Source organism: Geodermatophilus obscurus, assembly GCF_900143215.1.
Taxonomy (GTDB): domain Bacteria; phylum Actinomycetota; class Actinomycetes; order Mycobacteriales; family Geodermatophilaceae; genus Geodermatophilus; species Geodermatophilus obscurus_A.
This window is the reverse complement of sequence record NZ_FRDM01000009.1, coordinates 101,505-128,025: the sequence shown is the minus strand read 5'-3', so window position 1 is coordinate 128,025 and position 26,521 is coordinate 101,505. Positions and strand designations below refer to the sequence as shown.

Annotated in this window: 23 protein-coding genes, 1 tRNA gene and 2 pseudogenes; 16 read left to right on the top strand and 10 right to left on the bottom strand. The window is 74.7% G+C overall.

What is annotated here, in order from left to right:
• Positions 1–189: 189 nt before the first annotated feature.
• The 10 genes and pseudogenes from BUB17_RS11260 to BUB17_RS11215 all read left to right on the top strand — a co-directional run bounded on the left by BUB17_RS11260 (position 190) and on the right by BUB17_RS11215 (position 8,761).
• Positions 190–924, top strand: a complete 735-nt coding sequence (locus BUB17_RS11260; RefSeq protein WP_244277157.1) for a DUF4389 domain-containing protein — start codon at positions 190–192, stop codon at positions 922–924.
• Between the two features lie 121 nt (positions 925–1,045).
• The gene (locus BUB17_RS11255) at positions 1,046–1,816 is read left to right on the top strand and encodes a DUF4386 domain-containing protein (RefSeq protein ID WP_072917999.1); all 771 of its coding nucleotides are present in this window, start codon (positions 1,046–1,048) and stop codon (positions 1,814–1,816) included.
• A 169-nt stretch (positions 1,817–1,985) separates the two neighbouring features.
• Positions 1,986–2,345 (top strand): annotated as a pseudogene (locus BUB17_RS28215) (DUF4386 family protein); the annotation flags it as partial.
• The gene (locus tag BUB17_RS27780; RefSeq protein WP_348537041.1) at positions 2,264–2,791 is read left to right on the top strand and encodes a DUF4386 family protein; all 528 of its coding nucleotides are present in this window, start codon (positions 2,264–2,266) and stop codon (positions 2,789–2,791) included. The pseudogene BUB17_RS28215 and the gene BUB17_RS27780, both read left to right, overlap by 82 nt.
• Positions 2,792–2,796: 5 nt before the next feature.
• The gene (locus BUB17_RS11240) at positions 2,797–3,390 is read left to right on the top strand and encodes a hypothetical protein (protein WP_083606265.1); all 594 of its coding nucleotides are present in this window, start codon (positions 2,797–2,799) and stop codon (positions 3,388–3,390) included.
• Entirely contained in the window at positions 3,387–3,590 is a 204-nt protein-coding gene (locus BUB17_RS11235) for a hypothetical protein (RefSeq protein ID WP_072917992.1), read from the top strand. The genes BUB17_RS11240 and BUB17_RS11235 overlap by 4 nt, the downstream gene beginning before the upstream one ends.
• A gap of 65 nt (positions 3,591–3,655) precedes the next feature.
• Positions 3,656–6,451, top strand: coding sequence for a winged helix-turn-helix domain-containing protein (locus BUB17_RS11230; RefSeq protein ID WP_072917991.1), 2,796 nt, complete (start codon positions 3,656–3,658; stop codon positions 6,449–6,451).
• A gap of 195 nt (positions 6,452–6,646) precedes the next feature.
• A complete protein-coding gene (locus BUB17_RS11225) occupies positions 6,647–6,937 on the top strand; it encodes a hypothetical protein (protein WP_072917989.1) in 291 nt (96 codons plus the stop codon).
• The gene (locus BUB17_RS11220; protein WP_072917988.1) at positions 6,934–7,695 is read left to right on the top strand and encodes a DUF4386 domain-containing protein; all 762 of its coding nucleotides are present in this window, start codon (positions 6,934–6,936) and stop codon (positions 7,693–7,695) included. Before BUB17_RS11225 ends, BUB17_RS11220 begins: the two co-directional genes overlap by 4 nt.
• Positions 7,696–7,783: 88 nt before the next feature.
• Complete coding sequence (locus tag BUB17_RS11215) at positions 7,784–8,761, top strand: NAD(P)-dependent alcohol dehydrogenase (RefSeq protein WP_072917986.1); 978 nt, start codon at positions 7,784–7,786, stop codon at positions 8,759–8,761.
• Between the two features lie 35 nt (positions 8,762–8,796).
• On the opposite strand, the gene BUB17_RS11210 is transcribed toward BUB17_RS11215, so the two are convergent.
• Both BUB17_RS11210 and BUB17_RS27775 read right to left on the bottom strand, forming a co-directional pair.
• On the bottom strand, positions 8,797–9,939 hold the full coding sequence (locus BUB17_RS11210; protein WP_244277155.1) for an NAD(P)/FAD-dependent oxidoreductase: 1,143 nt from the start codon (positions 9,937–9,939) through the stop codon (positions 8,797–8,799).
• Between the two features lie 205 nt (positions 9,940–10,144).
• Positions 10,145–10,417 (bottom strand): annotated as a pseudogene (locus BUB17_RS27775) (response regulator); the annotation flags it as partial.
• Between the two features lie 645 nt (positions 10,418–11,062).
• Here BUB17_RS27775 and BUB17_RS11205 point away from each other — a divergent pair.
• Positions 11,063–11,782: a formylglycine-generating enzyme family protein gene (locus BUB17_RS11205; RefSeq protein WP_244277153.1), complete on the top strand. Its 720-nt coding sequence runs from the start codon at positions 11,063–11,065 to the stop codon at positions 11,780–11,782.
• 175 nt (positions 11,783–11,957) lie between these two features.
• Here the strand turns inward: BUB17_RS11205 and BUB17_RS11200 are convergent, their stop codons facing one another.
• The 7 genes from BUB17_RS11200 to BUB17_RS11170 all read right to left on the bottom strand — a co-directional run bounded on the left by BUB17_RS11200 (position 11,958) and on the right by BUB17_RS11170 (position 19,530).
• Entirely contained in the window at positions 11,958–12,257 is a 300-nt protein-coding gene (locus BUB17_RS11200) for a hypothetical protein (RefSeq protein ID WP_072917985.1), read from the bottom strand.
• Positions 12,254–12,910: a GNAT family N-acetyltransferase gene (locus BUB17_RS11195; RefSeq protein WP_072917983.1), complete on the bottom strand. Its 657-nt coding sequence runs from the start codon at positions 12,908–12,910 to the stop codon at positions 12,254–12,256. The genes BUB17_RS11200 and BUB17_RS11195 overlap by 4 nt, the downstream gene beginning before the upstream one ends.
• 105 nt (positions 12,911–13,015) lie before the next feature.
• Positions 13,016–16,270 carry a heavy metal translocating P-type ATPase gene (locus BUB17_RS11190; RefSeq protein ID WP_072917982.1) on the bottom strand — a complete coding sequence of 1,085 codons (3,255 nt, stop codon included), beginning with the start codon at positions 16,268–16,270 and terminating at the stop codon, positions 13,016–13,018.
• Between the two features lie 31 nt (positions 16,271–16,301).
• Positions 16,302–16,847, bottom strand: a complete 546-nt coding sequence (locus tag BUB17_RS11185; protein WP_083606263.1) for a GNAT family N-acetyltransferase — start codon at positions 16,845–16,847, stop codon at positions 16,302–16,304.
• A gap of 72 nt (positions 16,848–16,919) precedes the next feature.
• The gene (locus BUB17_RS11180) at positions 16,920–17,372 is read right to left on the bottom strand and encodes a hypothetical protein (RefSeq protein ID WP_083606262.1); all 453 of its coding nucleotides are present in this window, start codon (positions 17,370–17,372) and stop codon (positions 16,920–16,922) included.
• Positions 17,373–17,407: 35 nt separating this feature from the next.
• On the bottom strand, positions 17,408–17,641 hold the full coding sequence (locus BUB17_RS11175) for a heavy-metal-associated domain-containing protein (protein WP_175561336.1): 234 nt from the start codon (positions 17,639–17,641) through the stop codon (positions 17,408–17,410).
• Positions 17,642–18,042: 401 nt separating this feature from the next.
• Positions 18,043–19,530, bottom strand: coding sequence for an MFS transporter (locus BUB17_RS11170; protein WP_072917980.1), 1,488 nt, complete (start codon positions 19,528–19,530; stop codon positions 18,043–18,045).
• A gap of 155 nt (positions 19,531–19,685) precedes the next feature.
• Between BUB17_RS11170 and BUB17_RS11165 the strand changes: the two genes are divergently transcribed.
• The 5 genes from BUB17_RS11165 (at position 19,686) to BUB17_RS11145 (ending at position 26,248) form a co-directional block, all read left to right on the top strand.
• Entirely contained in the window at positions 19,686–22,412 is a 2,727-nt protein-coding gene (locus tag BUB17_RS11165) for a helix-turn-helix transcriptional regulator (RefSeq protein ID WP_072918093.1), read from the top strand.
• A 111-nt stretch (positions 22,413–22,523) separates the two neighbouring features.
• Positions 22,524–23,003, top strand: coding sequence for a hypothetical protein (locus BUB17_RS11160; protein WP_141242989.1), 480 nt, complete (start codon positions 22,524–22,526; stop codon positions 23,001–23,003).
• 56 nt (positions 23,004–23,059) lie between these two features.
• Complete coding sequence (locus BUB17_RS11155; RefSeq protein ID WP_072917977.1) at positions 23,060–24,187, top strand: flavin-containing monooxygenase; 1,128 nt, start codon at positions 23,060–23,062, stop codon at positions 24,185–24,187.
• A 30-nt stretch (positions 24,188–24,217) separates the two neighbouring features.
• Complete coding sequence (locus tag BUB17_RS11150; protein WP_072917975.1) at positions 24,218–24,646, top strand: hypothetical protein; 429 nt, start codon at positions 24,218–24,220, stop codon at positions 24,644–24,646.
• Between the two features lie 18 nt (positions 24,647–24,664).
• Positions 24,665–26,248 (top strand): molybdopterin-dependent oxidoreductase, encoded by a 1,584-nt coding sequence (locus BUB17_RS11145; protein WP_072917974.1) that lies wholly within the window; start codon positions 24,665–24,667, stop codon positions 26,246–26,248.
• 164 nt (positions 26,249–26,412) lie between these two features.
• Here BUB17_RS11145 and BUB17_RS11140 read toward each other — a convergent pair.
• A tRNA-Met gene (locus BUB17_RS11140) sits at positions 26,413–26,489 on the bottom strand.
• Between the last annotated feature and the right edge of the window lie 32 nt (positions 26,490–26,521).

Genomic DNA, 26,521 nt, shown 5'->3' with positions numbered 1-26,521 from the left:
TGCCGCAGCCTCGAGGGCCACGCCGGTCCCGGAGGTCGCGCCGTCTCCACGCGCTCCGGTCTGGTCCACCGGTCGGCGTCCAGGCGGATGGCACCTCAGCTGCCGACTCCAGCCGACATCGCGGCGACCGCCGCACCTGTCAGGAGAGGAAGAACCGTGACGGAGACCCGAATGCCGTATCCGGTCCGTGTGGACGCGTCGCAGGCCCCCTCGCCCTCACGCGGGCTGTGGCTGGTGAAGTGGCTGCTGCTCGTCCCGCACTACGTCGTGCTGGCCTTCCTCTGGCTGGCCTTCCTGATCGTCAGCGTGGTCGCGTTCTTCGCGATCCTGTTCACCGCGCGCTACCCCCGGCCCCTGTTCGACTTCAACGTCGGGGTGCTGCGCTGGAGCTGGCGAGTGCACTACTACGGCTACGGGGCGCTGGGCACCGACCGCTATCCGCCGTTCACCCTCGCCGAGGTGCCGGACTACCCCGCCCACCTCGACATCGCCTACCCCGAGCGGCTCTCCCGCGGGCTCGTGCTGGTGAAGTCGTGGCTGTTGGCCATCCCGCACTACCTGGTCCTGTCGGTCTTCACCGGCGGCGGGATCTGGCTCGGCACGAGGGCCGGGACGTCGGACAGCACCTGGGACGACGGCTGGGGTGCCGGTGTCAGCCTGGTCGCCCTGCTGGTGTTCATCGCCGCGATCGTGCTGCTGTTCACCGGCCGCTATCCCCGGCCCCTGTACGACTTCGTCCTGGGCATGGACCGCTGGGCGCTGCGGGTGGCCGCATACGCCGCGCTGATGACCGACCGCTACCCGCCCTTCCGACTCGACCAGGGCGGCACCGACCCCGGGTCGGTACCTGTCGAGCCCCTCGCGCCGCCGCCCTCCGGCGTGCCGGCCGGAGCGCCGCCCGCTCCGGCAGCCCCGGTCCGGTGACCGCTCGCCGCCCCCGGGATGACGCCGCGGCCCGGGAGCGGCGAGCTGAGCCGGCGCGCCCCCATCCGGCCACCGCACACGCTGCGCGACCCCCATCACCGATCCACAGGACGAGGCCGTCATGACGATTCCCAGCCGAACCGGACGGACCAGCGGGATCCCGACGACCCCACTGCGGAGGACCGCGTTCCTGGCGGGCGCGCTGTACCTCATCACCTTCATCGCCTCGATCCCGGCGATCTTCGTGCTCGACCCCGTCCTGAGCGACCCGAACTACATCGTCGGCCCGGGCGCCGACACCCGCGTGCTCGTCGGCGGCCTCCTCGACATGGTCAACGCCCTCGCCTGCATCGGCACCGCGGTCGTGCTGTTCCCCGTGGTGAAACGGCAGAACGAGACCCTGGCGCTCGGCTTCGTCACCTCGCGCCTGCTCGAGGCCGCGATCATCTCCACCGGCGTCATCAGCCTCTTCGCGGTCGTGACCCTGCGGCAGGACATGGCGGGCGCTCCCGGAGCCGACGCGGACTCCCTGGTCACCGTCGGGGCGTCGCTCGTCGCGGTGCGCGACTGGACGTTCCTGCTCGGACCCGGCGTCATGGCCGCCATCAACGCACTGCTGTTGGGCACCCTGATGTACCGGTCCGGACTCGTGCCACGGGTGATCCCGCTCATGGGACTCGTCGGAGCCCCTCTGCTCCTCTCCGCCAAGCTCGGGATGGTGTTCGGCGTCAACGACGAGATCTCGCTGTGGTCGGGGGTCGCCCTCGTCCCGATCTTCTTCTGGGAGCTGTCGCTCGGCGTCTGGCTGGTGGTCAGGGGCTTCAAGCCCTCACCCATCACCGCCGGCACCATCGGGTCGGTCGAGCCGCCCGCAGCTGTGTCCCGCGTCTGAGCACCGGGACGTCGACGGTGCCCGGTCGCCGTGCCCCTCACGGGGGACCGGGCCAGACGACGCACCTCGACCGCACGGGGTGTCGGTCGCCCGCTCCTCATCGGTGGGACGACGGACGCACAGCCACCTCATCCAGCCGCTCCATCCCCCGTGAGACGAGGCCGCTCGGATGACTGCTGGGATCGTGAGCAACGGCCTGCGCCGGACGACCGGCGGACTCCTCCTCGGCGGCGTGCTCGCGTTCGCCGGGGCCGCCACGATGCTGTCGTCGACCTTCGACTGGCCGGACATCCTGCGGGAACCGGCAGCGGTGGTGCTGCCCGCCTTCGCCGCCGGTGGCACGGGCCTGGTGTGGACCTGGCTCGCCACCGCCTGGACCTACGCGGTCCTCGCCGTCCCGATCCTCCTGCTCCCCGCGGTGCTCAGCAGGCGCGACGACCCGGTGCTGTGGGCCGCCACGTGCGCGGGCGCCACCTCGGTGGTGCTCGCGCTGATCGGCTTCCTGCGCTGGGTCTTCGTCGTTCCACCGCTGGCCGACTCACCTACCTCGCCGGAGACGCCACCACCCGGGCCGCAGTCGAAGCGGCATGGACGGCCCAGCACCAGTTCGGCGGCGCACTGCTCGGTGAACACCTCGGCCAGCTGCTGGCCATCGGCTGGTCGGTCACCCTGAGTGTGATCATCCTGCGGACCCGGGCCCTGCCCCGCTGGCTCGGCACCACCGGCCTCGCGGTCAGCGCGATCTACCTGCTCAACCAGGGCGACGTCCTCGCCACCGCCGTTCCGGGATTCCCCATCTGGGGCCTCGCCGGCTTGCTCGGCAGCACCGGCTGGGGACTGTGGGTCGCCGCTCTGGGCGGAACGGTCCTGCTGCGGCCGGTCCGTGCCGACAGCCCGACGTCCGCGGAAGACCCCACCGACCCCGCGACCGTCCCGTCGCCCCGGCAGTCGGCGGCTGCCGACGTCAGGAGATGACCCCCGTGACCCATCCTCGTTCCCGAGCACCCTCCCTCCGTCCCTGGCTGATCTGGACCGCCGGGTTCCTCGCCTTTCCTGTCGCGGGGCTCGCCGGTACGGCGGTCGCCGGCCGCGCCGACGACCCGATGGCCGTGCTCGTCGGCGGAGCAGTCACCGGCCTCGTCATCGGCGCTGGACAGGCCCTGGCCAGCCGCGGGCGGCTCGACATCCGGAAGTGGGTACCGGCCACCGCCCTCGGCATGGGCCTGGGTCTGCTCCTCGCGGCCGTCGCGGTCGGCTACGACACCTCCCTCGCCGACCTGGCGCTGATGGGCGCCCTCACCGGCCTGGTCCTCGGACCCGCGCAGGCGGTGGCGCTGCCCCGGGGAACGCGCCCGCGCTGGGCGTGGGCGGCGGCGATGCCCGCCCTGTGGGCGCTGGGCTGGACCACCACGACCCTCGGCGGGATCGCCGTCGACGACCAGTTCATGGTCTTCGGCGCCTACGGCGCAGTGACCTTCTCCGCTCTCTCCGGGATCCTCCTGCTCCTCCTCCTGCCCCACCGCCCCGCGGCCGGCACACCCGCCGCGCCGACCCCCGCTCAGGCACGGGCATGACCACCCCGCGGCGCGTCATCTCCGGCAGCGGCGCGATCGGCCCGGCCCTCCTCGACGCGCTGCACCGCCGCGGCCGGACCGCCCGGATGGTCAACCGCTCCGCACCCGCCCGCGTCCCCGACGACGTCGAGGCGGCGGCCTCCGCAGAACCCGGACCCCCGCCGGGGCGGAGTCCATCGACACCGACGAGCCGCTGCTGACACGATGTGCGCCCGGAGGCCCACCGAGGTGGCCGGGCAGCGCCTGCTGTGTCGACGACGCGGGCATGCTGACCGGTCAGGGGGTGGTCGTGGTGGGCCCACTGCTGGCGACGAAGCTCCACGTCCCCCGGAGGCGACGCGGCGTGGTCCCGCGTTCCCGGCTGCACGAGCGCCTGGGCCGTCTGGATGAGTCGTCGCTGGCCGTGGTGTCGGCCCCGGCGGGGTTCGGGAAGACGACGCTGCTGACGGAGTGGCTGGCCTCCCTCCCCGCTCAGCAGCGGTCGGTCGCGTGGCTGTCGCTCGACCAGCGGGACAACGATCCTGCGTTGTTCTGGACCTACCTCGTCGCCGCTCTGCGGACGGCGGCGCCCGAGATGGGCGCGGGGACGCTGGCACTCCTGGAGTCGACGCCGTCGTCCCTGGACGCGGTGCTGACGACGCTGGCCAACGACCTCTCCGGCATCTCCGGCGATCTCGTGCTGGTGCTCGACGACTACCACGTCATCGAGGCGCGTGAGGTGCACGACGGGATGGCGTTCCTGGTGGAGCACCTCCCTCCGCAGGTCCACCTGGTGATCGCCGGCCGCGCCGACCCGGCGCTGCCCCTGGCGCGGCTGCGCGGACGCGGTGACCTGGTCGAGGTCCGCGCCGCCGACCTCCGCTTCACGGCCGACGAGGCCGCGGCATACCTCAACGGGTCGATGGGGCTGACGCTGACCACCGGTGACGTCGCGGCGCTCGAAGAGCGCACCGAGGGGTGGATCGCCGCCCTGCAGCTGGCCGCGCTGTCGATGCAGGGCCGCGACGACCCCGCCGACTTCCTCGCCGGCTTCGCCGGGGACGACCGCTACATCATCGACTACCTGACCGAGGAGGTGCTGCAGCGCCAGCCCGCTCAGGTCCGCGACTTCCTGCTGCGAACGTCCATCCTCAGCCGGCTGACCGGCCCGCTGTGCGACGCGGTCACCGGTCGGGACGGCGGCCAGGCGATGCTGGCGACGCTCGATCGGGGCAACCTGTTCCTGGTCCCGCTCGACGACCACCGCCGCTGGTACCGCTACCACCACCTGTTCGCCGACGTGCTGCGGGTGCACCTGCAGGCCGAGCAGCCCGACGACGTGGGCGGCCTGCACCAGCGGGCCGGCGACTGGTACGAGGCGATCGGGGACCCGGCCGAGGCGATCCACCACGCGCTGGCCGGCGGGGACGTCACGCGAGCGGCGGACCTGGTCGAGTCGGCGCTGCCGGCGCTGCAGCAGGGTAGGCAGGAGGCCACCCTGCGCGGCTGGCTGGAGGCGCTGCCGGACGAGGTGATCCGGGTCCGGCCGGTGCTCAGCGTCGGGTACGCCGGGGCGCTCATGGTCCGGGGCGAGGTCGAGGGGGTCGAGGCACGCCTGCGGGACGCCGAGCGCTGGCTGACCACGACCACGACCACGGCCAGCGGCCAGCGCTCCCCGGCGTCGCCGGCGGAGATGGTGGTCGTCGACCAGGCCGGCTTCCGCCGGCTGCCCAGCGCGATCGCCATGTACCGCGCCGGCGCGGCCCTGCTGTCCGGCGACGGGGCCGGCACGATCTCGCACGCCCGGGCGGCCCTGGACCTGGCCGCCGTCGACGACCACCTCGGCCGCGGCGGGGCGGCCGGCCTGCTCGGCCTCGCGTACTGGGCGCGCGGCGACCTCGACGCCGGGCACCGGTGGTACGCCGACGCCGCGGCGAGCCTGGAGAAGGCCGGGCACCTCTCCGACGTGGCCGGCTGCGCGCTCGGGCTGGCCGACATCCGGATCGCGCAGGGCCGTCTCCGCGAGGCGATGAGCACCTGCGAGCGGGTGCTGCAGATGGTGAGCCCCGAGACCGGCCCGGCGCGGCGCGGCGCGGCGGACATGCACGTGGCCATCGCCGGGGTGCTGCTGGAACGCGGTGACCTCGAGGCCGCCCGCCGGCACCTCGCCACGAGCACGGATCTGGGCGAGCACGCCGGCATGCCGCAGAACCCGTACCGCTGGCGGGTGGCGACGGCCCGCCTCCGGGAGGCCGAGGGCGACGTCGACGGCGCGCTCGCCCTCCTCGACGAGGCCGAGCGCCGGTACGTCGGGGACTACTTCCCCCAGGTGCGGCCGGTCCCGGCGCTGCGGGCTCGGGTGCACGCCCGGCAGGGCCGGTGGGCCGACGCGCTCGCCTGGGCGGAGGAGCGGGGGCTGTCGGCCGGGGACGACCTGGACCACCTGCGCGAGTTCGAGCACCTCACGCTGGTGCGGGTGCTGGTGGCCCGGTTCGCGGCCGAGGGTGACGAGCGCTGCATCTCCGGGGCAGTGCGCTTGCTGGAGCGCCTCCTGCCCGCGGCGGAGCAGGGCGGCAGGACCGGCAGCGTCCTCGACGCGCTGGTCGTGCGGGCGCTCGCCGAGCAGGCGCGCCACGACCTGCCCGCTGCCCTCGTGGCCCTGCGACGCGCGCTGACGCTGGCCGAACCGCAGGGGTACGTCCGGGTGTTCGCCGACGAGGGCCGCCCGATGGCCGTCCTGCTGCGAGCGGCCGCGGCGGGGACCGTCACGGGCTACGCCCGCCGGATCCTGGCGGCCCTGGCACCGGGCGCGGACAGCGCGCCGGTCCTGGTGGGCCTGGTGGAGCCGCTGAGCGCGCGGGAGCTCGACGTGCTCCGGCTGCTCGGCAGCGACCTCGACGGCCCGGACATCGCCCGCGAGCTGTTCGTGTCGGTCAACACCGTCCGGACCCACACCAAGAACATCTACGCCAAGCTCGGCGTGACCAACCGGCGCGCGGCGGTCCGCCGGGGCGAGGAGCTCGACCTGCTGGCCCGGCCCCGCGACCACCGCCCCGAACACGCCGGCACTCCCGACCGGTAGGCCACCGGCGGCCGTCCGGCTCGCCGTCGCGGCTGGTTCGGGTCCGCACCGCCTCCTCGGGCCCGGGTCACCAACGAGATCACCACACGTGGTGATCCGCGCTCACCACCCCCGTTCCTACGTTCCCCGTGCACCGGCGAACGCCGGAACGCCCGGCCGAGGACCCTCCCGGCCGGCACGTGGACAGGGGACTCGATGACGAAGCAGCCCACCGTCGGCCCCTCCGACTCGAGCCGCTACGAGATCCGCCTCGCGGGCCACCTGGACTCCCGCTGGGCCGCCTGGTTCGACGGGATGACCCTCACCCGCGCCGACGACGGCAGCACCGTCCTCACCGGCGCGGCGCTCGACCAGGCCGCACTGCACGGCCTGCTGCGCAAGGTCCGCGACCTGGGCCTGCCGCTGCTCGCGGTCACGCACATCGACCCGGACCCACCGCACACCTCCACCAGACGGCCCGCCGACCCCTCGAAGGACGCGACATGACCACCACCGCGCACACCCCCGCAGCGCCACGACGGCCCGACACGATGCGCCGGACCTCGCTGGCCGCCGGGATCCTGTACCTGATCACCTTCGTGTCGATCCCCACCCTCATCGTGTTCCAGCCGGTGCGGAACGGCGCCGACTTCGTTCTCGGCGCAGGCAGCGACACCGGCGTGATGTGGGGCGCCTTCTCCGAGGTCGTCGTCGCCCTGGCCGGCATCGGCACCGCCGTGGTGCTGTTCCCGGTGGCGAAGCGGGTCAGCGAGACCGCCGCCCTCGGGTTCGTCACATCCCGCGTGGTGGAGGGCGCGCTCATCATCGTCGGCGTCGTCAGCGTCCTCTCTCTCGTCAACCTGAAGAACGACGTCGCCGGCACCGCAGACGCGGACCCGGCGTCGCTGGCCACCACCGGCCACACCCTGGCCGCGGTCTACGACTGGACGTTCCTGCTCAGCCAGAGCCTCGCGCCGGTCTTCAACGCGCTGTGCCTGGGCTACGTCCTGTACCGGTCCGGCCTGGTGCCGCGCATCCTGCCCACCATCGGGCTCGTCGGTGCCCCGCTGCTGCTGGCCGCCGACATCGCGATCTTCTTCGGCGTCTTCGACCGGACGGGCCCGATCGCGCTCGCCGCGCTCCCGATCGCCGTCTGGGAGTTCTCGCTCGGCGTCTACCTGACCGTCAAGGGCTTCCGGCCGTCCGCCGTGGCCGAACTCCCCTCCGGCGCCCGGGACCGGAACTCCGAACTGTCACCGGCCTGAGCGCTGTCACCGGCCCCGGCCGCCCCACCCACGGGACAGCCGGGGTCGGCTCCGACACCACCATCCAGCGAGCAACGAAGGAGCCGAGATGAAGGCGATCGTCCAGGAGCGGTTCGGCCCCCCGGACGTCCTGCAGCTCGTGGACACCGACCTCCCCCACATCGGCCCCGACGACGTGCTCGTGCGCGTGCACGCCGCCGCGGTCAACCCCTACGACTGGCACATGGTCCGCGGCGACCCCTACATCGCCCGGCTCATCGGCGGTGTCGGGCTGACCCGGCCGAAGCAGCGGGTGGCCGGAGTCGACGGGGCCGGGCAGGTAGCGGCGGTCGGCTCACGCGTGCGCGGCCCGGCGCCCGGCGACGAGGTGCTCGGCTGGTTCGACGGCTCGTTCGCCGAGTACGCGCGCGCCGACGCGGACCGGGTGGTGCCCAAGCCGGCCGGGCTGACCTTCGAGCAGGCGGCGGCCGTGCCGATGACCGGGCAGACCGCCCTGCGCGCGATCCGGGACGCCGGTCAGGTTCAGGCCGGGCAGCGGGTGCTGATCAACGGCGCCGCCGGTGGCGTCGGCAGCTTCGCCGTCCAGATCGCGGCCGCGCTGGGCGCGGAGGTCACCGGGGTGTGCAGCACACGCAACGTCGAGCTCGTCGGCTCGATCGGCGCCGCGCACGTCATCGACTACACCGCCGAGGACTTCACCGACGGGCGCACGCGCTACGACGTGATCCTCGACAACGCCGGCAGCCAGCCGCTGGGCCGGCTGCGTCGGGCGCTCACCCCCACCGGCACCCTGGTGTTCAACGCCGGCGGCTCGCCCGGCCACCTGCTCGGCCCGATCGCGACGATCCTCCGCGTGGCGGTGCTCGACGGACTCGTCCGGCAGCGGTTGCGGCCGCTGCCGAGCACCTGGGCCCGGGAGCACCTGCTCGTCGTCACCGAGCTCGTCGAGACCGGACAGGTCACCCCCGTCCTCGACCGGAGCTATCCGCTGGCCGACACCGCGGCCGCCCTACGGCACGTGGAGGACGGGCACGCGCGAGGCAAGGTCGTCATCACCGTCACCTGACGAACAGCGTTGCAGCGACCGCCGGGGCGACGACCTCACGCTTGGCCGAGGTGGTCGTGGACCATGCGGAGAGCGACTGCGCCCTCGCCGACCGCGGAGGCCACCCGCTTCACCGACCCGTGCCGGACGTCGCCGACGGCGAAGACGCCGGGCAGGGTGGTCTCGAACAGGTGGGCTCCCCCGCTTGCGGAGGCTGCGCCGCCGCGCCGGTCAGCGCCGGTCAGGACGTAGCCCGCGTCGTCCCGCTCCACTCCGTCGGGCAACCACTGGGTGTGCGGCTCCGCGCCGATGAGCACGAACAGACCCGCCGCCGGCACCGTCTCAGTGTGCCCGCGGCCGCGATCGCGGACCACCAGGTGGGTCAACCGCCCCTCGCCGCCGCCCACCGCCTCGGTGCCGTGGCGGACGACGATGTCCGCCGCGGCGTCTACCTCACGGACCAGGTAGTCGGACATCGTCGCGGCCAGCGAGGACCCCCGCACCAGGAGCGTCACCTGCCGGGCATAGCGCGCCAGGTGCAGCGCGGCCTGGCCGGCCGAGTTGGCCCCACCGACGACGTACACCTCCTCCCCCGCCATCGCCTGCGCCTCCGGAGCCGCAGCCCCGTAGAACACCCCGGCCCCGATCAGAGCGTCCAGCGACGGGACGCCGATGCGGCGGTAGGTCACCCCGGTGGCCAGGACGACCGCGCGGCTGATGGAGGCAGACCCGTCGGAGAGCGAGACGACCCGCATCTCGCCGTCCGCCCGCAGACCGACCGCCCGCGGCCCGTAGACGAACTCCGCCCCGAGCAGCCAGGCCTGCTCGTACGCCCGCTGCGCCAGATCGGCGCCGGCAATGCCACGGGGAAAGCCCAGGTAGTTGCGGATCAATGAGCTGGTGCCGGCCTGCCCGCCGATCGCCTCCGCCTCGAGCACTGCCGTGCGCAGCCCCTCCGAGACGCCGTAGACCGCCGCGGCCGGACCCGCAGGACCGGCGCCCATGACCGTCACGTCGTACGGCCGCGGATCCGGCCGCGTCCGAATCCCGAGCGCGCCGGCGATCTCCACACCGGACGGATCCCGCAGCACCCGGCCGTCGAAGACCACCACCACCGGCAGCGCCCCCGCGTCCGCGCCCACCTCCCGCAACAGGGCCCGGCCCTCCTCCGAGCTCACGTCGAGGAAATCGAAGGCCACGCTGCTGCGGCTGAGCAGGTCCCGCAGCTCGTGCGAGCGCCGACCAGCGCTCGCCCATGATCCGCGCGGCGACGAACCGCGGGCGGTGCGGCAAGGGCCACTCGTACAGCCACTGACCGATGGCCTGGTGGAAATGCTCGTCACCCGGTCGCCAGGGCTTCGGAATCCAGTCGATCCGCCGTAGCACCGACGCGGACAGCACCGGGGCCGTCGACCGGTCGCCCCACGTGATCAGCACCGCCCGCTTCGCCTCCGGGTGCAGCGTCCGCACCCGGTCGAGGAACTCCACCCCGGTCATGCCCGGCATCCACTGGTGGGCCAACACCACCGCCACCTCACCTCCGGCGGGGACTGCGGCCAGGTCGCGAAGCGCGTCCTCCGGCGAGGTCAGGCAGCGGACGTCGTAGTCGCTGCCGTAGCGCTTGCGCAGCTCCTCCTGCACCAGCCGCAGGACGGCCGGCTCGTCATCCACCGCCATCAGCACGGGCCTGCCCATCGCTCCTCTCCCGCCGGTGCCCGCGCAGTGTGCCGCAGGCTGCCCCGGCCGTGGGATGCCCGCTCAGCCCGCGTCCCGCGGAACCGAGCCCAGAGCGCCCGGAGCCGAGCAGCGCATCCCGCACGACGTCCGCTCGCAGCCCCGGGCGGTGAGGACCCGTGCCAGTACCGGGGCCGAACAGCCGGGCAGCGGGGGCGTGCACCAGTGGCCGGGCCCGGTCACCCTGATGCGGGCCTGCCCGTTCCCGGAGCCGGCCACCGACCAGGGCCGGGAGGCTGTGGATGGATGACCAGCCCGGCGACCGCGCTGCCAGCCTCGCTGTCAGCGCCGATCCTCGGACGGCTACGCGGACCGGCGGCGACCGTCCCGGCGCTGGCTCCGGGAGAAAGCCTCCCAGGTCTGGGTCGGCATCTGCGGATGGCCGGGGGCGTCGGGGCCGCCGCCGGTGGTGCCGACGGCGATGGCCGCCCTGGTGTGGCTGCGCCGGCGCCGCTGCCTCTGATCGCGGGCGCGCTCCCCGGCGCGCTCCCCGCCTCACCGACCGGCGACAGGAGGACAGGGCTCGACGTCGACCGCTCCGCCCCGCCGATACCGTCACTCCCCGCTGTCGGAACTGGAGGGGATCGGGTGACACACGCAGGCTGCGGCTCTGCGAGGCAGCCCGGATCACCGCTGCTCCATGCGGTCGTCGACGACCTGGTCGACATCCCTGCCGGGGAGATCGTCCTGCGGGACGAAGGCACCAGAGCCAGCTGGACGGTCGAGGTCGACACCTTCCGGTTGGCGCCGCATCCGGTCACCCGTGAGCTCTACCTCGCCGTGCAGGGCGGGCCACCCCCCGACTCGATGGGGCCACGGACCCCGGTGACCGACGTCTCCTGGCAGGACGCCGTCCGGTTCTGCAACCTCCTGTCTGAGGCGACGGGGCTCACCCCCTGCTACTCGATGGGCGACGACCCCGACGCGCTGGACGTGGTGTGGAACCGGGACGCGGACGGGTTCCGCCTCCCGTCGGAGGCTGAGTGGGAGTACGCGTGCCGGGCCGGCTCCGCCGACGTCCGGTACGGAGCGTTGGACGACATCGCCTGGTACCGCGCCAACTCCGGGAGCTCCGTGCACGAGGTCGCGACGAAGGCTCCGAATGCGTGGGGCCTCTTCGACACGATCGGCAACGTGTGGGAGTGGTGCTGGGACGTCTTCGATCCCGGCGTCTACGGGCCCTACCGCGTGTTCCGGGGCGGCGGTTGGCAGGACCACCCCCGAGCCTGCCGGGCGTCGTGCCGACGCAAGAGCCACCCGACCTTCCGCATCGACGATCTGGGGTTCCGGCTCGCCCGGTCGCGGTGAGGCGACCGGCGGCCGGCCCGGTGCGAGCCCGTGCCGATGCGTCGTTCGGTTCGTGGCGATGGTCGTGGTCATGCGCTGGTCTCCTGCTCCGCCGCCGCGACGGGTCGGGGCTCGGTGGTCGGGGGGCTCTTCGGCCAGAGGGTGTAGGGCAGGGGCCAGACCAGCGCCCAGATGATCACGCCGGCAGTGAGGCCGTTGACCGCTGGTCGGCCCGTCGCAGGGTGGTCGACCCGAACGCCACGGAGAAACCGATGTAGGCGGCGGCCAGCCCGTGCGAGACCCCGGCCGTGCTCCCCGAGCGGAGGTCCATGACCGAGGCGATCAGGAGAACGAGGTCGAGGACCGGGGCGTTGGCCAGCAGGGCCGCGCTCGTGCGGGACAGGCGCATCACGTACCGGGCCACCAGGCCGGCGCCGAGCAGGCAGCAGGAACCGACCTCGCAGGCCACGATGACCGTGATCAGGACCGCATTCATGGGGCGTTGTCCGCCCGGCGCCCGGCCGCCGCGGTCGCCGTCCGGTCGGCGGCCGTCGCTCCCGGCTCGCGGAGCATCAACCAGGTGCGCGGGCCACCGCGGGGCAGGTCGACGACGTCGGTCACCGCGAAGCCGAGGCGGCGGTAGAACCGCACGTTGGCCTCGGCGCTCGTCTCCAGCCACACCGGCGATCCGTCCCGGTCGGCGCGATCGAGCCCGGGGGCCAGCAGCGCGGCACCGAGACCCTGCCCTTGCCTGTGTGACACGACGCCCAGGCTGGCCAGGGTCAGGTGCGGCTCCCTCGGTCGGCGGTCGGCCAGCGTCTCCTCGGCCTCGGCAGCGGCTGCCGCCCGGTGCCCGGCCATCTCGGCGGCGGCTGGGCCGACGTGCGCCCACACTTCGTCGGGGATCCCGGTGCTGGGCACCCAGACCGCGATGCCCACGAGTTCCTGCCCCGCCTCCCCGAGGTCGACGTGGCCGAAGGGCACTGCGACGGCGGACAGGTAGAGGTGGTGCAGCGCCCGCAGCCGATCGCCGTGGCCGTCGGCGTCGACCGTCCATCGGGTCCACGGGTAGTCGGCGAAGGCGTCGGCGAGCGCCTCGGCGGCGGCGGGGACGTCGTCGAGCGCCGCCGCGCGCACCTGCAGTGTCATTCGTTCCTCGGTCAGTTCTTGGGACGTCCACGGCCGACGGATCCGGTGGTCGAGCAGCGGCCCCCGCACGCTGATGGCCGCATGCGGGGGCCGCCGGTCCCGCGGTCAGGTGGCCTCGATGGTGAACGGCGCCGTGATCACGCCGCCGTCGGCGAGCCGGAACTGGGCCCACAGCTGGTACGTCCCGGCGGTGGCGAAGTCGGCGTGCACGTCGAGCTCCGGGCCGAAGGTCTGGCCCGGCAGGGCGAAGACCGGGCGGCCGGACGCGTCCTCGACCTCGGCGTGCTCGTGGGCGAAGGTCTGCCCGTCGGCCCGCATCACCACGACGTGGCCGGCGGCGGCGAGGTAGGGCTGCAGGTCGTCGATCGGCCGGCCGGTGGCGGCGTCGGTGAACGTGAAGTCCAGATCGCTGCGCCCACCGGCCTCGACGTCGCCCTCGAGCTCGACGCGGACGCCGTCGACCTCGACGACCCGCGGTCCGGCTGTCAGGACCACCGGCTCCGGCGCGGTACCGGCGACGGTGATCACCTGCCGGGAGTGGACGTCGCTCATCTCGCCCTGCCGGCGGAACTCGGTGTCGACGACGTACCGGCCGGCGGTCGGGAACGTGACCTCCACGGCCAGCTGCCCGGGCTCGCCGGTCGGCTGCGGGTGGACGTGCGCGAACGTGCCCAGGTCCTCCCGGGTGGCGATCAGGTGCATCCACGCCTCGTGGCTGCGGGTGAGGTCCTCGACCGGCTCGCCGGTCCCGCTGTCGACGACGGTGGCGACCAGCCGCGTCAGCTGCCCGGGGCGCACGTCGGCCGGCAGGTCGAGGCGGACGTCGACGCCGGCGTCTGTGGCGTCGGTGGGCGGCACCTCGGCGGTCATCATCTCGCTCATCGCCGGCCGCATCGGCATGCCGGTGCCCTGCGCCCAGGCCAGCTGGCCGTTCATGCCGCGCTCGGCGAAGTCCATCCGCGACACGGCGGTCAGCCCCGCGCCGAGGGCGAGGGCGACGACTGCCACGCCGGTCAGATAGGCGTACTGACCGATCCGGGCGCGCAGCGGCGGGTGCAGGATCTCGTCCGCCGTGGCCGGCCGGCGGAAGCGGCGCAGCCGCAGCGCGTTGGTGACGACGCTGACCGAGCTCATCGCCATCGCCGCCGACGCCAGAACCGGGTCGAGCAGCAGCCCGTTCCACCAGTACAGGGCGCCGGCCGCAACCGGGATCAGCAGCAGGTTGTAGCCGAACGCCCAACCCAGCCCCTGCTTCATCGTCGTGACGGTGCGCCGGGACAGCGCGATCGCGGAGACGATGCCGCGCAGGTCGCCGCCGACCAGGGTGATGTCGGAGGCGGCGATGGCGACGTCGGCGCCGGTGCCGATGGCGATGCCCACATCGGCCGCGCTGAGGGCAGCAGCGTCGTTGATGCCGTCTCCGCAGAAGGCGACGACGTGCCCCTGTTCCTGCAGTCGGCGGACCTGCGCTGCCTTGTCGGCGGGCAGCACCTCGGCGAGCACGTGCTCGATGCCGACCTGGTCGGCGATCGCGGCGGCGGTGGCGGCGTTGTCGCCGGTGAGCATCCACACCTGCAGGCCGAGCGCCTGCAGCTGGGCGACTGCCTCGGCGGATTCGGGCTTGACCGTGTCGGCGACCGACAGCACCGCGGCCGGCTGCCCGTCGATGGCGACGAACATCGGGGTCTGGCCCACCGCCGCTGCTGAGGCAGCGGTGCCGGCGAGCGCGGTGGTGTCCACGCTGCGGGCGGTCATCAGGGCAGCGTTGCCGACCAGCACGTGCCGCTCGTCGACGACGGCGTCGATGCCGTGGCCGGGAACGGCGTCGAAGGTGCGCAGCGGCGGCAGGTCGAGGAAGCGGGCGGTGGCGGCGGCGACGAGCGCCTCACCGACGGGGTGTTCACTGCCGGTCTCCGCGGCCGCCACCAGCGCCAGGACGTCGTCCTCGGCCCAGCCGGCGGTGGTGGTGATGCCGGTGAGGGCCGGCTTGCCGCGGGTGAGGGTGCCGGTCTTGTCGAGCACGACGGCGGTGACCCGGCGGGCGGTCTCCAGCGCGTCCCCGTTGCCGATCAGGATGCCGAGTTCCGCGGCCCGGCCGGTGCCGACCATGACCGCGGTCGGCGTGGCCAGGCCCAGCGCGCACGGGCAGGCGATGATCAGCACCGCGATGGTGGTGGTGATCGCCATCGTCAGCCGGCCGCTGTCCGGGCCGAACAGCGCCCAGGCGAGGAAGGTGGCCGCGGCCAGGCCGAGCACGATCGGGACGAACCAGGCCGAGACCCGGTCGGCCAGCCGCTGCAGCGGGACCTTCGCGCCCTGCGCGTCCTCCACCAGGCGGACGATCTGGGCGAGCGCGGTGTCGGCACCGACCGCGGTGGCCCGGATGACGACGGTGCCGGTGCGGTTGAGCGTCGCGCCGATGACCGTGTCGCCGGCCGTCTTGTCCACCGGCAGGCTCTCGCCGGTCAGCATGCTCTCGTCGACCGCCGTGGCGCCCTCGGTCACGACACCGTCGACCGGGACCTTCTCGCCGGGCCGGACCCGCACCAGGTCCCCGACGACGACCTGCTCGACCGGGACGTCGACCTCGGCGCCGTCGCGCAGCACGCGGGCCGTCTTCGGCGCGAGGCCGACCAGGGCGGTGATCGCCGCGGCGGTCTGCTTCTTCGCCCGGGCCTCCAGCCACCGGCCGGCCAGGACCAGGGCGAGGATCACCAGCGAGGTCTCGAAGTACACGTGCAGCGGCAGTCCCCAGCGCTCCGCGGCGGCCGGCCACAGGGTGACGAAGGCGCTGTAGCCGTAGGCGACGCCGGTCCCGAGGGCGACGAGGGTGTTCATGTTCGCCGAGCGGTGGCGGGCTGCGGTCCAGGCGGCGCGGTAGACCTCCCGTCCGGCCCAGAACTGCACGACGGTGGCGACCACGAGGATGGCCGGCATCAGCCAGTCCATCGTGTCGAGGTACAGCGGCACGTACATCAGCACCATCAGGCCGAGCCCGACGGCGAGGGTGACCTGCCACTTCGTCCTCAGCGCGGTGAGGTGCGCCTCGTCTCGGCCCTCGCTCGAGGCCTCGGCGCCGAGCAGCTCGTCGGCGGGCTGGGCCTCGCGGCGCGGGGTGGCGGTGTAGCCGGCGCGGGCGACCGCGGCGGTCAGGTCCTCGAGGCCGGCCTCGGTCGGGTCGAACCGGACGGTGGCCACCTCGGTGGCCAGGTTGACCTCCGCGCCGGCCACGCCGTCGACCCGGCGCAGCGCCTTCTCCACCCGGCCGACGCAGGACGCGCAGGTCATGCCGCCGATGTCGAGGGTGCAACTGGCGGTTGACTCGTTGGCCGCCGCGGTGGACGGCGCGGTGGTGGTCATCCCGGGCTCCTGGGGTCGGATGGCTGTTCGGCTACAGCTGATCGTTCGAGGTGAGGACCGGGCTCGAACCGGCGTTTCCACCAGGTTCTCGGGAAGGTCCGTGGTCGACGGCCAGCGCGCTGTGCGCGGCGGGCGTCCAGGCGGCGAGGATCTTGGGCCGGAGAGTCGCGCCGAGGCGGCGGTAGAACCGCTGGGCGTCGACGTTGTCGACCTCCATGCCCCACCGGATGAGCAGCTGCTCGGGTGCGGCGACGGCGGCCAGGGCGGCCATGAGGTGCCGGCCGGCGCCGGCGTCGCGGTGGCCAGGGCGGACGTAGAGGTCGTCGAGGTTGAGCACGTCGCCACCGGTCCACAGGTGCAGCTGGCGGACGGCGGAGACGTAGCCGATCGCGTCGCGGTCGCGCTCGGCGAGCAGCACTGTGACCTCGGGTCGGTCGAGCAGCTGGCGCCAGTGCTCGTCCGTCACCTGCACGTGCTCGGCCTGGTCCTCGTGGGTGGCGATCTCGCGGACCATCGCGGTGACGGTCCCGGCGTCCGCGGGGGTCGCGCGGCGGATCGTGATGGTGGAAGCGGTCATGGCGGGCTCCGGTGGAGGTCGTGGCAGTGGCGCGGCGGGAGGGCCGCTCCCGCCGCGCCGGTCGTCCTGGCGTCAGCAGTAGGCGTACTCGTGGGGGCGCAGCAGCATCGCCGCGGCCATCGCCGGGAGCATGAGCACGTGGCCCCAGAGCATCAGGGCGCTCTCGCCGATGAGGCCGAGTGCGAGGGGGACGAAGAGCACCAGGAAGGGCAGGTACATGGCCGCGCCCATCTCGGCGATGGGCCGCCAGCGGTGGCCGCGGACCTTCATCCACGCGGACATGGCGACGGTCATGTTCGTGGCCATGATCAGCGCGCCCGTGTAGGGGTTGTGCATCAGGCCGGGGGCGCCGACGGCGTCGAGGACGAGGGTCCACACCGGGTGCAGGGCCACCATGCCGACGGCCATCGCGACGACCATCTCGAGGAAGTGGAGGGTGAAATTCTTGGCGCTCAGGTGATGCGTGGTGTGCGCGGTCTCGGCGTGCGCCGTGGCGGCGCTGGGTGTGTGGGTCGGGGTGGGCACGGCGGGTCTCCGGTGAGGATCGAGGTGGGCGGAGGTCACGGGACGAGGGCGTAGCCGGCCTCGTCGACGGCGGCGGCGATGTCGGCCCGGTCCACGGGGCGCTCGGCGGTGACGGTGACGGTGCCGCTGGCCAGGTCGACGGTGACGGTCTCGACGCCGGCGACGGCGGCGATCTCCTCGGTGACGGCGCGCTGGCAGTGCCCGCAGGTCATGCCGGTGACGGTGAAGGTGGTCGAGCCGATGAAGGTGCGCGGCGTGCTGGACAGCATGGGAACTCCTCGGGGTGCGGGTGGTGGTGCGGTCGGCAGAAGCGTCGACGCCAGGCCGGGGGCGTCTCACCGGGTGAATCGCCGGGATCTCCACCGGGCGGGGCAGGGCGCAGCCCGTGCGGTGTGGCCGGCGGCATGGACGGCGTGCCAGTCAGCCGCCGCGACAGCGGGACGCCGCCGTCACAGCCGGGAGGGCTGCAGGTGCCGGGCGAGCCGGGCCCGATGCGCACCACCGATCAGCTCCTGCTCGCGGAAGCGCGCCAGGTACTCCTGGGTGGAGGTCGCGGGGGCTCCTGGAGGAGGACCCGGCGTGGGCTACTGGCCGTTCGGCGGTGGACCTGACGCTGGCGGCGCTGCGCCGGGCGGTGCGACGGGATCCCGCCGCACCGCCCGGGATCGGGTCAGTGGCCGTGACCGCCGTGCCCGTGGGCGCTCGCACCCACGGCGGCCCTGCCGCCGGGGACGGCGAGGGCCGTGAGCAGGAACAGTGCGGCGAGGATGCCGGCGGTCGCAACGAAGGCGTGACCGTAGCCGGTGATGAGCCCCGCCCGGCTGGTGAGGTCGCCGGCGATGGCGGTCAGGGCGGCGACACCGAGGGCGGCTCCGATCTCGTGGCCGGTCATCATCAGCCCCGAGGCCAGGCCGGATCGGTCGGCCGGCACGTCGCTCATCGCGGCGATCGCGATGGCGACGAACATCGGGCCCACGCCGGCACCGACGAGCAGGAAGCCGGGCAGCACATCGGCGGCGTAGGAGGTGCCGCCGGCGTTCGCCGCGAGCAGCAGCACGCCCGCGGCCATGACGACCAGGCCGCCGAGGATGAGGAGGCGGGCACCGATCCGGTCGATGACCTTCGACGCGACCGTGGCGGCGAGGGTGATGGCGGCGGCCAGTGGCAGGAACTCCAGCCCGGCGATGATCGGGGAGGCGCCGGTGACGTCCTGCAGGTAGAGCGAGCTCAGGAAGATCGCGCCGACGACGACACCGGTCACGCCGGCCATCACCGCCGAGGCGGAGACCAGCGACCGGATCCGCCAGGTGGCCGGCGGCACCAGCGGGTCAGCGGCGCGCCGCTCCAGCCGGGCGAACGTCGTCAGCAGGATCGCGGCAGCGGCCAGGGCGATCCAGGTCCGGGCCGAGGTCCAGCCGGCCGAGCGGGTGGCCTCGATGCCGCAGACGAGCGCCAGCAGCCCGGCCACCAGGGTCAGCGCGCCGGGTGCGTCCAGCCGTCGCAGCGCGGCCGGCTGCCGCTCGCCGCGGGTGACGGTGCGGAGGGTGCCGAGGACCACGACCGCGCCGATCGGCACGTTGATGAAGAACACGGCCCGCCAGTCGACCGCGCTGGTCAGCACCCCGCCGAACAGCACGCCGGCGGCGATGCCCAGACTGCCGATCGCGCCCCAAACGCCGAGGGCGGTCTGCCGCTGACGACCCGCGTAGTGCGTCATGATGATCGACATCGCGGCCGGGGTGAGCAGTGCGGCGCCGGCGCCCTGTCCGGCGCGGGCGAGGATCAGCGTCCACGGCGCCTGGGCGAGGCCGCTGAGGAGCGACGCCACGGTGAACAGGCCGATCCCGGTGAGAAACGCTCCCCGCCGGTTCAGCAGGTCGGCGATGCGGCCGCCGAGCAGTAGCAGGCCGCCGGAGAGCAGTACGTAGGCGCTGATCGTCCACTGGTAGTCCGCGGCGGACAGGTGCAGGGCGCGGCTGATGGACGGCAGCGCGACGTTCACCACCGAGACGTCCAGGATCACCATGAACTGTGCGGCGATCATCAGACCGAAGACGGTCCACGGCCGCCGCGGCTCGTCGACGGTTGCCGGGGTCGGGTGGGGTGAGGGGTGCGCGTGGGCGTGCGCCGCCGGTTCGGCAGCGGAGTGGATCGACATGGTCGTCTCCTCGGTGGCAGGTCTTGGTGTGCCTGCCACCGTCGCCGTCGGCGGGACCGGGCCTCGCCGGTGATTCCGCCGGGATGAGGAGCCGGCGTGTGGGTCCTGCGCCGGGAAGCGACTCGGTCGCGTCCGATTCGGACTACGGTCTCGCCGTGTTGTCCGGACGGGACCGCGAGCGCGAGGCCGTCGCGGCGTTGGTGGACGAAGCATGGGCCGGGCGGGGCGGGGCCCTGGTGGTGGTGGGGCAGCCCGGTGTGGGCAAGTCGGCGCTGCTGGCCGACGCGATCGCGCGGGCCGACGGCATGACGGTGCTGCGCACCCAGGGTGTGGAGTCGGAGTCCCCGCTGGCCTTCGCCGCGCTGCAGCGGCTGCTGCGCCCGGTCATGGACGACCGCGTGCAGCACCTGCCGCAGCCGCAGGCCCGGGCGCTGCGGGCGGCGTTCGGTGAGGTCGACGACGGCCCCGGCGACCGCTTCCTCGTCTTCCTGGCGGCGCTGAGCGTGCTCGCCGACGCCGGACAGCACCGCCCGGTGCTCGCCGTCGTCGACGACGCCCACTGGCTCGACGACGCCTCCGCTGCAGCACTCCTGTTCGTGGCTCGCCGACTGCAGGTCGAGCGGGTCGCCCTCGTGTTCGCCGCCCGGGACGCCGACGTGCGCACCTTCGACAGCGGCGACCTGCCCCGCCTCTCCCTCGGAGGCATCGACGCCGGGGCAGCCGGTGAGCTGATCCGCGCCCGCGCCGGGGTGTCCGTCCCCGCGGTCGTGCGCGACGCGCTGCTCGCGAGCACCGGGGGCAACCCGCTGGCGCTCGTGGAGCTCGCCGAGGTCCTGACGTCCGAGCAGCTGTCCGGCCGGGTGCGGTTGCCCGCCCGGCTGCCGCTGACCGAGGGCGTGGAACGAGCCTTCCTCGACCGCTACCGGCGGCTGCCCGAGCCGGCCCGGACGATGCTGCTGGTCACGGCTGCCGACGACTCCGGTCGGACGCGGGTCGTGCGGCAGGCGGCCGCCGCCCTGGGGGCGGGCGAGGACGCGCTGGTGGCAGCCGAGCGCTCCGGCCTCCTCCGGATCCGCGACGCCACCGTCGATCTCCGGCACCCGCTGGTGCGCTCGGCCGTGTACGGCGCCGTCACCAGCACCGAGCGCCGCCGGGCCCACCGGGCCCTCGCCGCCGTCCTGACCGGCACCGAGGAGGCCGACCGGCGCGCCTGGCACCTCGCAGCCTCCATCGAGGAGCCGGACGAGGCCGTCGTCGCCGAGCTCGACGCCGCCGCCGAGCGGGCCCGCGCGCGAGGGGGGCTGGAGGCAGCCGCGTCCGCCTGGGAACGCGCTGCCGAGCTCTCCCCGGCCGGGAACGCCCAGGCCGAGCGGCTCTACGCCGCAGCCCGCTCCGCCTGGCTGGCCGCTCAGCCGGCCCGGGCCCGGGCGCTGGTCGACGCCGCCGCGGCCCAGGCCCGGGACCCGCTGCTGCGCGCTGACGTCCTGCGGCTGCGGGCCCGCATCGAGTGGAACACCGGCTCGCTGCACACCGGGCAGCGCATGGTGCTCGAGGCTGCCGCGGAGGTCGCCCCCCACGACCACCAGCGGGCGCGGGAGATGGCCATGTTCGCCGTGGCGCTCGCCGCGTTCGGGGCACGTTCCGGCAGCGCCGTCGACCCCACCGCTCTGGTCCCCGCGCCGGTGCCCGCAGCACCGCTGCGCGCCCGCTGCTTCTCCGATCTGCTGCACGGCCTCGACGCCGCCGTGCACGGCGACTGGCCGGCCGCGATGGGTCCGCTCGACGAGGCCTTCGCCCTCGCCGAGCACCTGGCCGAGGAGGACCAGGACCTGCTCCCCAACCTCGGCATCGCCGCGATGTACCTGGGCGACGACGCGCTGATCCGGCGGTATCACGAGCAGCTGCTGGCCCGGGCCCGGAGCACCGGCGCCGTGCTGATGACCCTCTACTCCCTGGCCCGGCTCGGCTTCGCCGAACTGACCAGCGGGCGGTGGACCACTGCCCGCGCCGCGGCCGCCGAGGCGCTGCCGCTGGCCGAGCAGTCCGGGCACCGCGGGTTGGCCGCCCTGCCGACGGCGTGGCTGGCGTTGCTGGCCGCGCTGCGTGGCGACGAGACCGTCGACCAGCACCTCGCCGACGTGGAGCAGATCTGCGCCGTGCAGCCGCTCGGCATCCTGGCCGAGGTGGTGCCCGACGTCCTGCGCTGGGTCCGCGGGGTGCGCGACGCCGCCGAGCCCGCCGGCGCGCTGCACCAGCTGGAGCAGATACGCCACCCGATCACTCGCCGGCTGGCCGCCACCGACCGCATCGAGGCCGCCGTGCGGGCCGGGCGGCCGGACCTGGCCCACGCCTGGGTGGAGGAGCTGGCCGGCTTTGCCGAGGCGACCGGCTCTGCCTGGGCGCAGGCCGTGGCCGAGCACGGCCTGGCCCTGCTCAGGAACGGACCGGAGGCCGAGCGCCACTTCGAGCAGGCCCTCGCCGCGCACGCCAAGACCGACCGCCCACCCGACCGAGCCCGCACCCAGCTGGCCTACGGCGCCTTCCTGCGCCGCTCCCGTCGCCGGGTCGACGCCCGTCCCCACCTGCGCGCCGCCCTGGAGACGTTCGAGGACCTCGGTGCGCGCCGGTGGGCCGACCGCGCCCGGCAGGAGCTGCGGGCGTCCGGGGAGACGACCCGCCGCCGCAACGTCTCCACCGTGGTGGACCTCACCCCGCAGGAGGTCCAGGTGGCCCAGTTGGTGCGGCAGGGGCTGTCGAACCGGGACGCCGCCGCGCAGCTCTACGTCAGCCCCCGCACCGTCGACTTCCACCTGCGCAACGTCTTCACCAAGCTCGGCGTCAGCTCCCGCACCGAACTCACCGCGCTCCCGCTGGACCTCTGACCCCGAGGAGCCCGGTCAGGTCCCGGCGACCGACCTGGTGGTTCTGCCGGCGTGACACCGACGGCTCGCTCCTAGCGTCCGGTGCAGACCCGCTCGGACGAAGGAGCTCCGTTGACCAGCACCGTCACCACTCCTACCGAAACTGCCGCGCCCAGCACCGGCCGGACCGGCCTGCCCGCAGTGCTGGCCCGACGTTGGCCCACCGGCGTCGCGTTCGTCGCCACCGCCGCCAGCCTGACCCTCCTCTCTCCGCTGCCCGAACAGGTGCAGGTCTGGACCAGCGCCTGGTGCGTGCTGCTCGCCGCGGTCATCTACCTGACCTGGGGCACCGCGCGCGGTGAGCTCGCCGCCCGACGCCGGCTGACCGCGCAGACCACCGGCGTGCTCGCCTTCGGCGCCATCGCGATCACCGCGGTCGCCGTCGACCCCGACGCGGCCCGCTACGTGCTCGCCGCCGGATGGACGGCCCACGCCGCCTGGGACGCCCTCCACCACCGTCTCGGTCGCGTGGTGCCCCGCTGGTACGCCGAGACCTGCCTGGTCGCCGACCTGTGCCTCGCCACCGTGCTGCTCACCGTCGGCCTCGTGTAGCCGCTCACCCGGCCCCCTCCCCCTCCCACTCCACTCCTCTTCTGCCTGGAGAAGCCATGCCGACCACCTCGCCCATCGACCGCGGCGAGCTCCTCGACGTCCTCGTCATCGGTGCCGGCCAGGCCGGACTCGCCCTCGGTCACCACCTCGCCCGCCGCGGCGCGGACTTCCTCCTGGTCGACGCCGGCCCGGAGATCGGCTCCTCCTGGCGGGCCCGGTGGGACTCGCTTCGGCTGTTCAGTCCCGCCCAGTACGACTCGCTGCCCGGCCTGCCGTTCCCCGCTCCGGCCGACACCCACCCGGGCAAGGACGACGTCGCCGACTACCTCGCCGCCTACGCCGCCCACTTCGCCCTGCCGGTCCGGCTGGGCACCCCGGTGGTCCGGCTGCACCGCGACACCGACGGCACCTTCGAGGCCACCACCCCGACCGGGACGCTGCGCGCCCGGCAGGTCGTCGTCGCCACCGGCCCCTTCCAGACCCCGTACATCCCGGCCTTCGCAGACCCGCTGGACCCGGACGTCCCGCAGGTGCACACCGCCCGGTACCGCAACCCGACCCAGCTGCCCGGCGGCGGCCGGGTGCTGGTGGTCGGCGGCGCCAACTCCGGCCTGCAGATCGCCGCGGAGCTGGCCGCCACCCGGCCGGTCACCGTCGCCGTCGGCACCCGGCCGACCGAACTGCCCCAGCGCATCGCCGGCCGCGACCTGTTCTCCTGGCTGGACGCGGTCGGGTTCTTCACCGTGCCCGCGCACACCCGCGTCGGCCGCCGGCTGCGCGCCCGCGGCGACCTGGTGATCGGCACCCGCACCCGCGACCTGCGCCGCCGCGGGGTGGACCTCCGCCCCCGGCTGACCGGCCTCGCCGACCGCACCGCCACCTTCACCGACGGCACCACCGTCGACGTCGACGCGGTCGTCTGGGCCACCGGCTACCGCCCCGACCACTCCTGGCTGCACGTGCCCGGCGCCGTCGTCGACGGGCAGCTCCGGCACACCGCCGGGTCCACCGACGTGCCCGGCCTGCACGTGCTCGGCCTGCCCTGGCAGACCTGCCGTGGGTCGGCGCTGCTCGGGTTCGTCGGCGCCGACGCCGAGGCGCTGGCCGCCCGGCTGACTCCCGGAGCCGGGACCACCGACGTGCCCGGTCGCGGGCCGGCGACCCCGGCGGTTTCGCCGGCGTGACCCCGCGGCCGCCTGCCTAGCGTCGGCCGCATGTCCACCGCGCCGCCGCTCCCGGCCACCGACACCCACGTCCCCGGGCCGCCGGCGTCCGGGTCCTCCGCCGCGGTCCGGTTCGTCACCGCCTTCGGCGCCACGCTGCTGCCGCTGGTGGCCGCGATGGTCGCCCTCGAACTGGCCGGGTCGTCGTCGGCCGCCGGCACCTGGCCGGCCGCCGGCGCGGTCGTCAGCGGCTGGGCCCTGGCCACCGCCGGCTGGCTGCACTGCCGCGGCTGGGCGGCCGGCGCCGTGCTCGCGGTCCTCGCCGCCCCGGCGGCCGTGCTCGCCGGGGCGGGCGCGGCCGGCTGGCTGACCCCGGCCGGGGTCGTGCTGTGGGGGCCGGTGAGCACGGTGCTGGCCGCGGCGCTGGCGATGGCCGCCTTCCCGCCGATGACCGCCGACCCGACCTCCGCCCGCGCCTGACCGCCCCGAGGAGTCCCGATGACCACCCGACGCATCGCCCGCCCCCGGCCCGGACGGGTCGGCCTGCTCGCCGGCCTGCTCGCCGCCGCGGCCGGCGAGATCACCGCCTCCACCACCAGCCGCGGCCGCTCACCGTCCTCCGGGCTGGCGCGCGGCCTGGTCGACGCGGCCCCCGCGGTGCTCGTCGACGGCGGCGTCGCCCTCGTCGGCCGCGCCGACAAGCCCGGCCTGGCCGTGCTCGCCGCCGGCGCCGCCGGCCTGGCTGCCGCTACGGGGGGTGCCCTGGCCGGCCGCCGCCCGGGCCTCGGCGCCGCCGTGGCCGCGCTGCCGCACGCCCTCGGCGGCTGCCTGGCGCTGCGTCGCGGCGATGCCTCGGCCCGCGACACCGGCGTCGCCACGGCCGCCGGCACGCTGGTCGCCGCCGCCGCGGTCGCCCCGCTGCCCGTGCGGCCCCCGGCGGTGCTGGCCGCCGCTGCCGCCGCCACGGGCGCCGTCGTCGCCGTCGACCGTCGTGCCCGCCGCCGCGGCGCCGCCGCCCTGCGCGACCGCGTGCGGCTGCCGGCGCCCGCCCGGCCGCTGCCCCCGGTCCCCGCCGCCGAGGCCGCAGCCCAGGAGGGCGTCGCGCCGCTGCTCGCCCGGCCCGGCGAGCTGGTCGTCATCGACGTCACCGTGCCCGAGCCCCGCACCGACCTCGGCGCGTGGCGGCTGGAGGTGGGCGGGCACGTGGAGAAGCCGCTGTCGCTGACCCTGCCCGAGCTGCTCGCCCTGCCCCTGGCCGAGCGGGACCTGCTCATGGTCTGCGTGCACAACCCGGTCGGCGGCGCGCGGATGGGCTGCGCCCGCCGGACCGGCATCGGCCTGGCCGACCTGCTCGACCGGGCCGGCGTTCCCGACGACGACGGCTGGCTGGTCGCCGAGGCCGTCGACGGCTACACCAACGTGCTGCCGGTGGCCGCCGCCCGCGCGCACGGGTTCCTCGCCGTGGGCATGGCCGGGCAGCCGCTGCCCCGCGAGCACGGCAGCCCCGCCCGGCTGCTGGTCTCCGGCCGGCACGGGCAGGACGGCAACCTCAAGTGGCTGCGGCGGCTCACCGTCACCGCGACCCCGCCGCCGTCGTACTGGGGCTCGCGCGGGTGGGCCGACGGCACCTACCCGGTGCACCCGGCCGCCCGCATCGACACCCCGGGCGCCCACGGCTCCCTCGCGCCCGGTGAGGTCACCGTCCGCGGCTACGCCTGGGCGCCGCCGGTCGGCGTCGACCGGGTGCAGCTGCAGGTCGACGGCGGTCCCTGGGTCGACGCCGCGCTCGGCTTCGACCTCGGCCCGGACGCCTGGCGGCCGTGGACGGCCCGCTGGACGGCTCCCCCCGGCCGGCACGAGCTGCGGGTCCGCTGCCGCACCACCGCCGGGCAGTGGCAGGAGGAGCAGACCTCGACCCCGTTCCCGCACGGTGTGCGCGGCGTCCACGCCGTTTCCGTCCACGTCGGCGGCGGACCCGCCGGTCCGGCGATCCGCCGCCTGGTCGACGAGGGCTTCACCCGCCTGAGCTGGGCGGCGCGCAGCATCGCCGCGTGGCAACACGGCAGCGCATCGGTCGAGTAGCCGAGCCGGGCGGACCCAATCCCCGATAAGCCACGGTGACCAGCCTCGCCGGCCCCCGACCGGCGTCCGTACCGATCAGCGTGACGCGCCTCTCCATCAAGAGGCGCGTGGACCCTTGCGCAGATGACAGAGGCCCTCACAGTTCCTGTGAGGGCCTCTGTACCTGGTAGCGGGGGCAGGATTCGAACCTGCGACCTCTGGGTTATGAGCCCAGCGAGCTACCGAGCTGCTCCACCCCGCGGCGGTGAGACCACCATACCCCCGCGCGACCCG

What these genes read in the sequence shown, in the direction of transcription:
- BUB17_RS11220 (WP_072917988.1), top strand. Translation starts at nt 6,934, where the DNA reads ATGACCACCACCGCGCACACCCCCGCAGCGCCACGACGGCCCGACACG.
- BUB17_RS11150 (WP_072917975.1), top strand. Translation starts at nt 24,218, where the DNA reads ATGTCCACCGCGCCGCCGCTCCCGGCCACCGACACCCACGTCCCCGGG.
- BUB17_RS11200 (WP_072917985.1), bottom strand. Translation starts at nt 12,257, where the DNA reads ATGAATGCGGTCCTGATCACGGTCATCGTGGCCTGCGAGGTCGGTTCC.
- BUB17_RS11145 (WP_072917974.1), top strand. Translation starts at nt 24,665, where the DNA reads ATGACCACCCGACGCATCGCCCGCCCCCGGCCCGGACGGGTCGGCCTG.
- BUB17_RS11225 (WP_072917989.1), top strand. Translation starts at nt 6,647, where the DNA reads ATGACGAAGCAGCCCACCGTCGGCCCCTCCGACTCGAGCCGCTACGAG.
- BUB17_RS11255 (WP_072917999.1), top strand. Translation starts at nt 1,046, where the DNA reads ATGACGATTCCCAGCCGAACCGGACGGACCAGCGGGATCCCGACGACC.
- BUB17_RS11170 (WP_072917980.1), bottom strand. Translation starts at nt 19,530, where the DNA reads ATGTCGATCCACTCCGCTGCCGAACCGGCGGCGCACGCCCACGCGCAC.
- BUB17_RS11175 (WP_175561336.1), bottom strand. Translation starts at nt 17,641, where the DNA reads ATGCTGTCCAGCACGCCGCGCACCTTCATCGGCTCGACCACCTTCACC.
- BUB17_RS11190 (WP_072917982.1), bottom strand. Translation starts at nt 16,270, where the DNA reads ATGACCACCACCGCGCCGTCCACCGCGGCGGCCAACGAGTCAACCGCC.
- BUB17_RS11215 (WP_072917986.1), top strand. Translation starts at nt 7,784, where the DNA reads ATGAAGGCGATCGTCCAGGAGCGGTTCGGCCCCCCGGACGTCCTGCAG.
- BUB17_RS11195 (WP_072917983.1), bottom strand. Translation starts at nt 12,910, where the DNA reads ATGACACTGCAGGTGCGCGCGGCGGCGCTCGACGACGTCCCCGCCGCC.
- BUB17_RS11185 (WP_083606263.1), bottom strand. Translation starts at nt 16,847, where the DNA reads ATGACCGCTTCCACCATCACGATCCGCCGCGCGACCCCCGCGGACGCC.
- BUB17_RS11235 (WP_072917992.1), top strand. Translation starts at nt 3,387, where the DNA reads ATGACCACCCCGCGGCGCGTCATCTCCGGCAGCGGCGCGATCGGCCCG.
- BUB17_RS11155 (WP_072917977.1), top strand. Translation starts at nt 23,060, where the DNA reads ATGCCGACCACCTCGCCCATCGACCGCGGCGAGCTCCTCGACGTCCTC.
- BUB17_RS11230 (WP_072917991.1), top strand. Translation starts at nt 3,656, where the DNA reads ATGCTGACCGGTCAGGGGGTGGTCGTGGTGGGCCCACTGCTGGCGACG.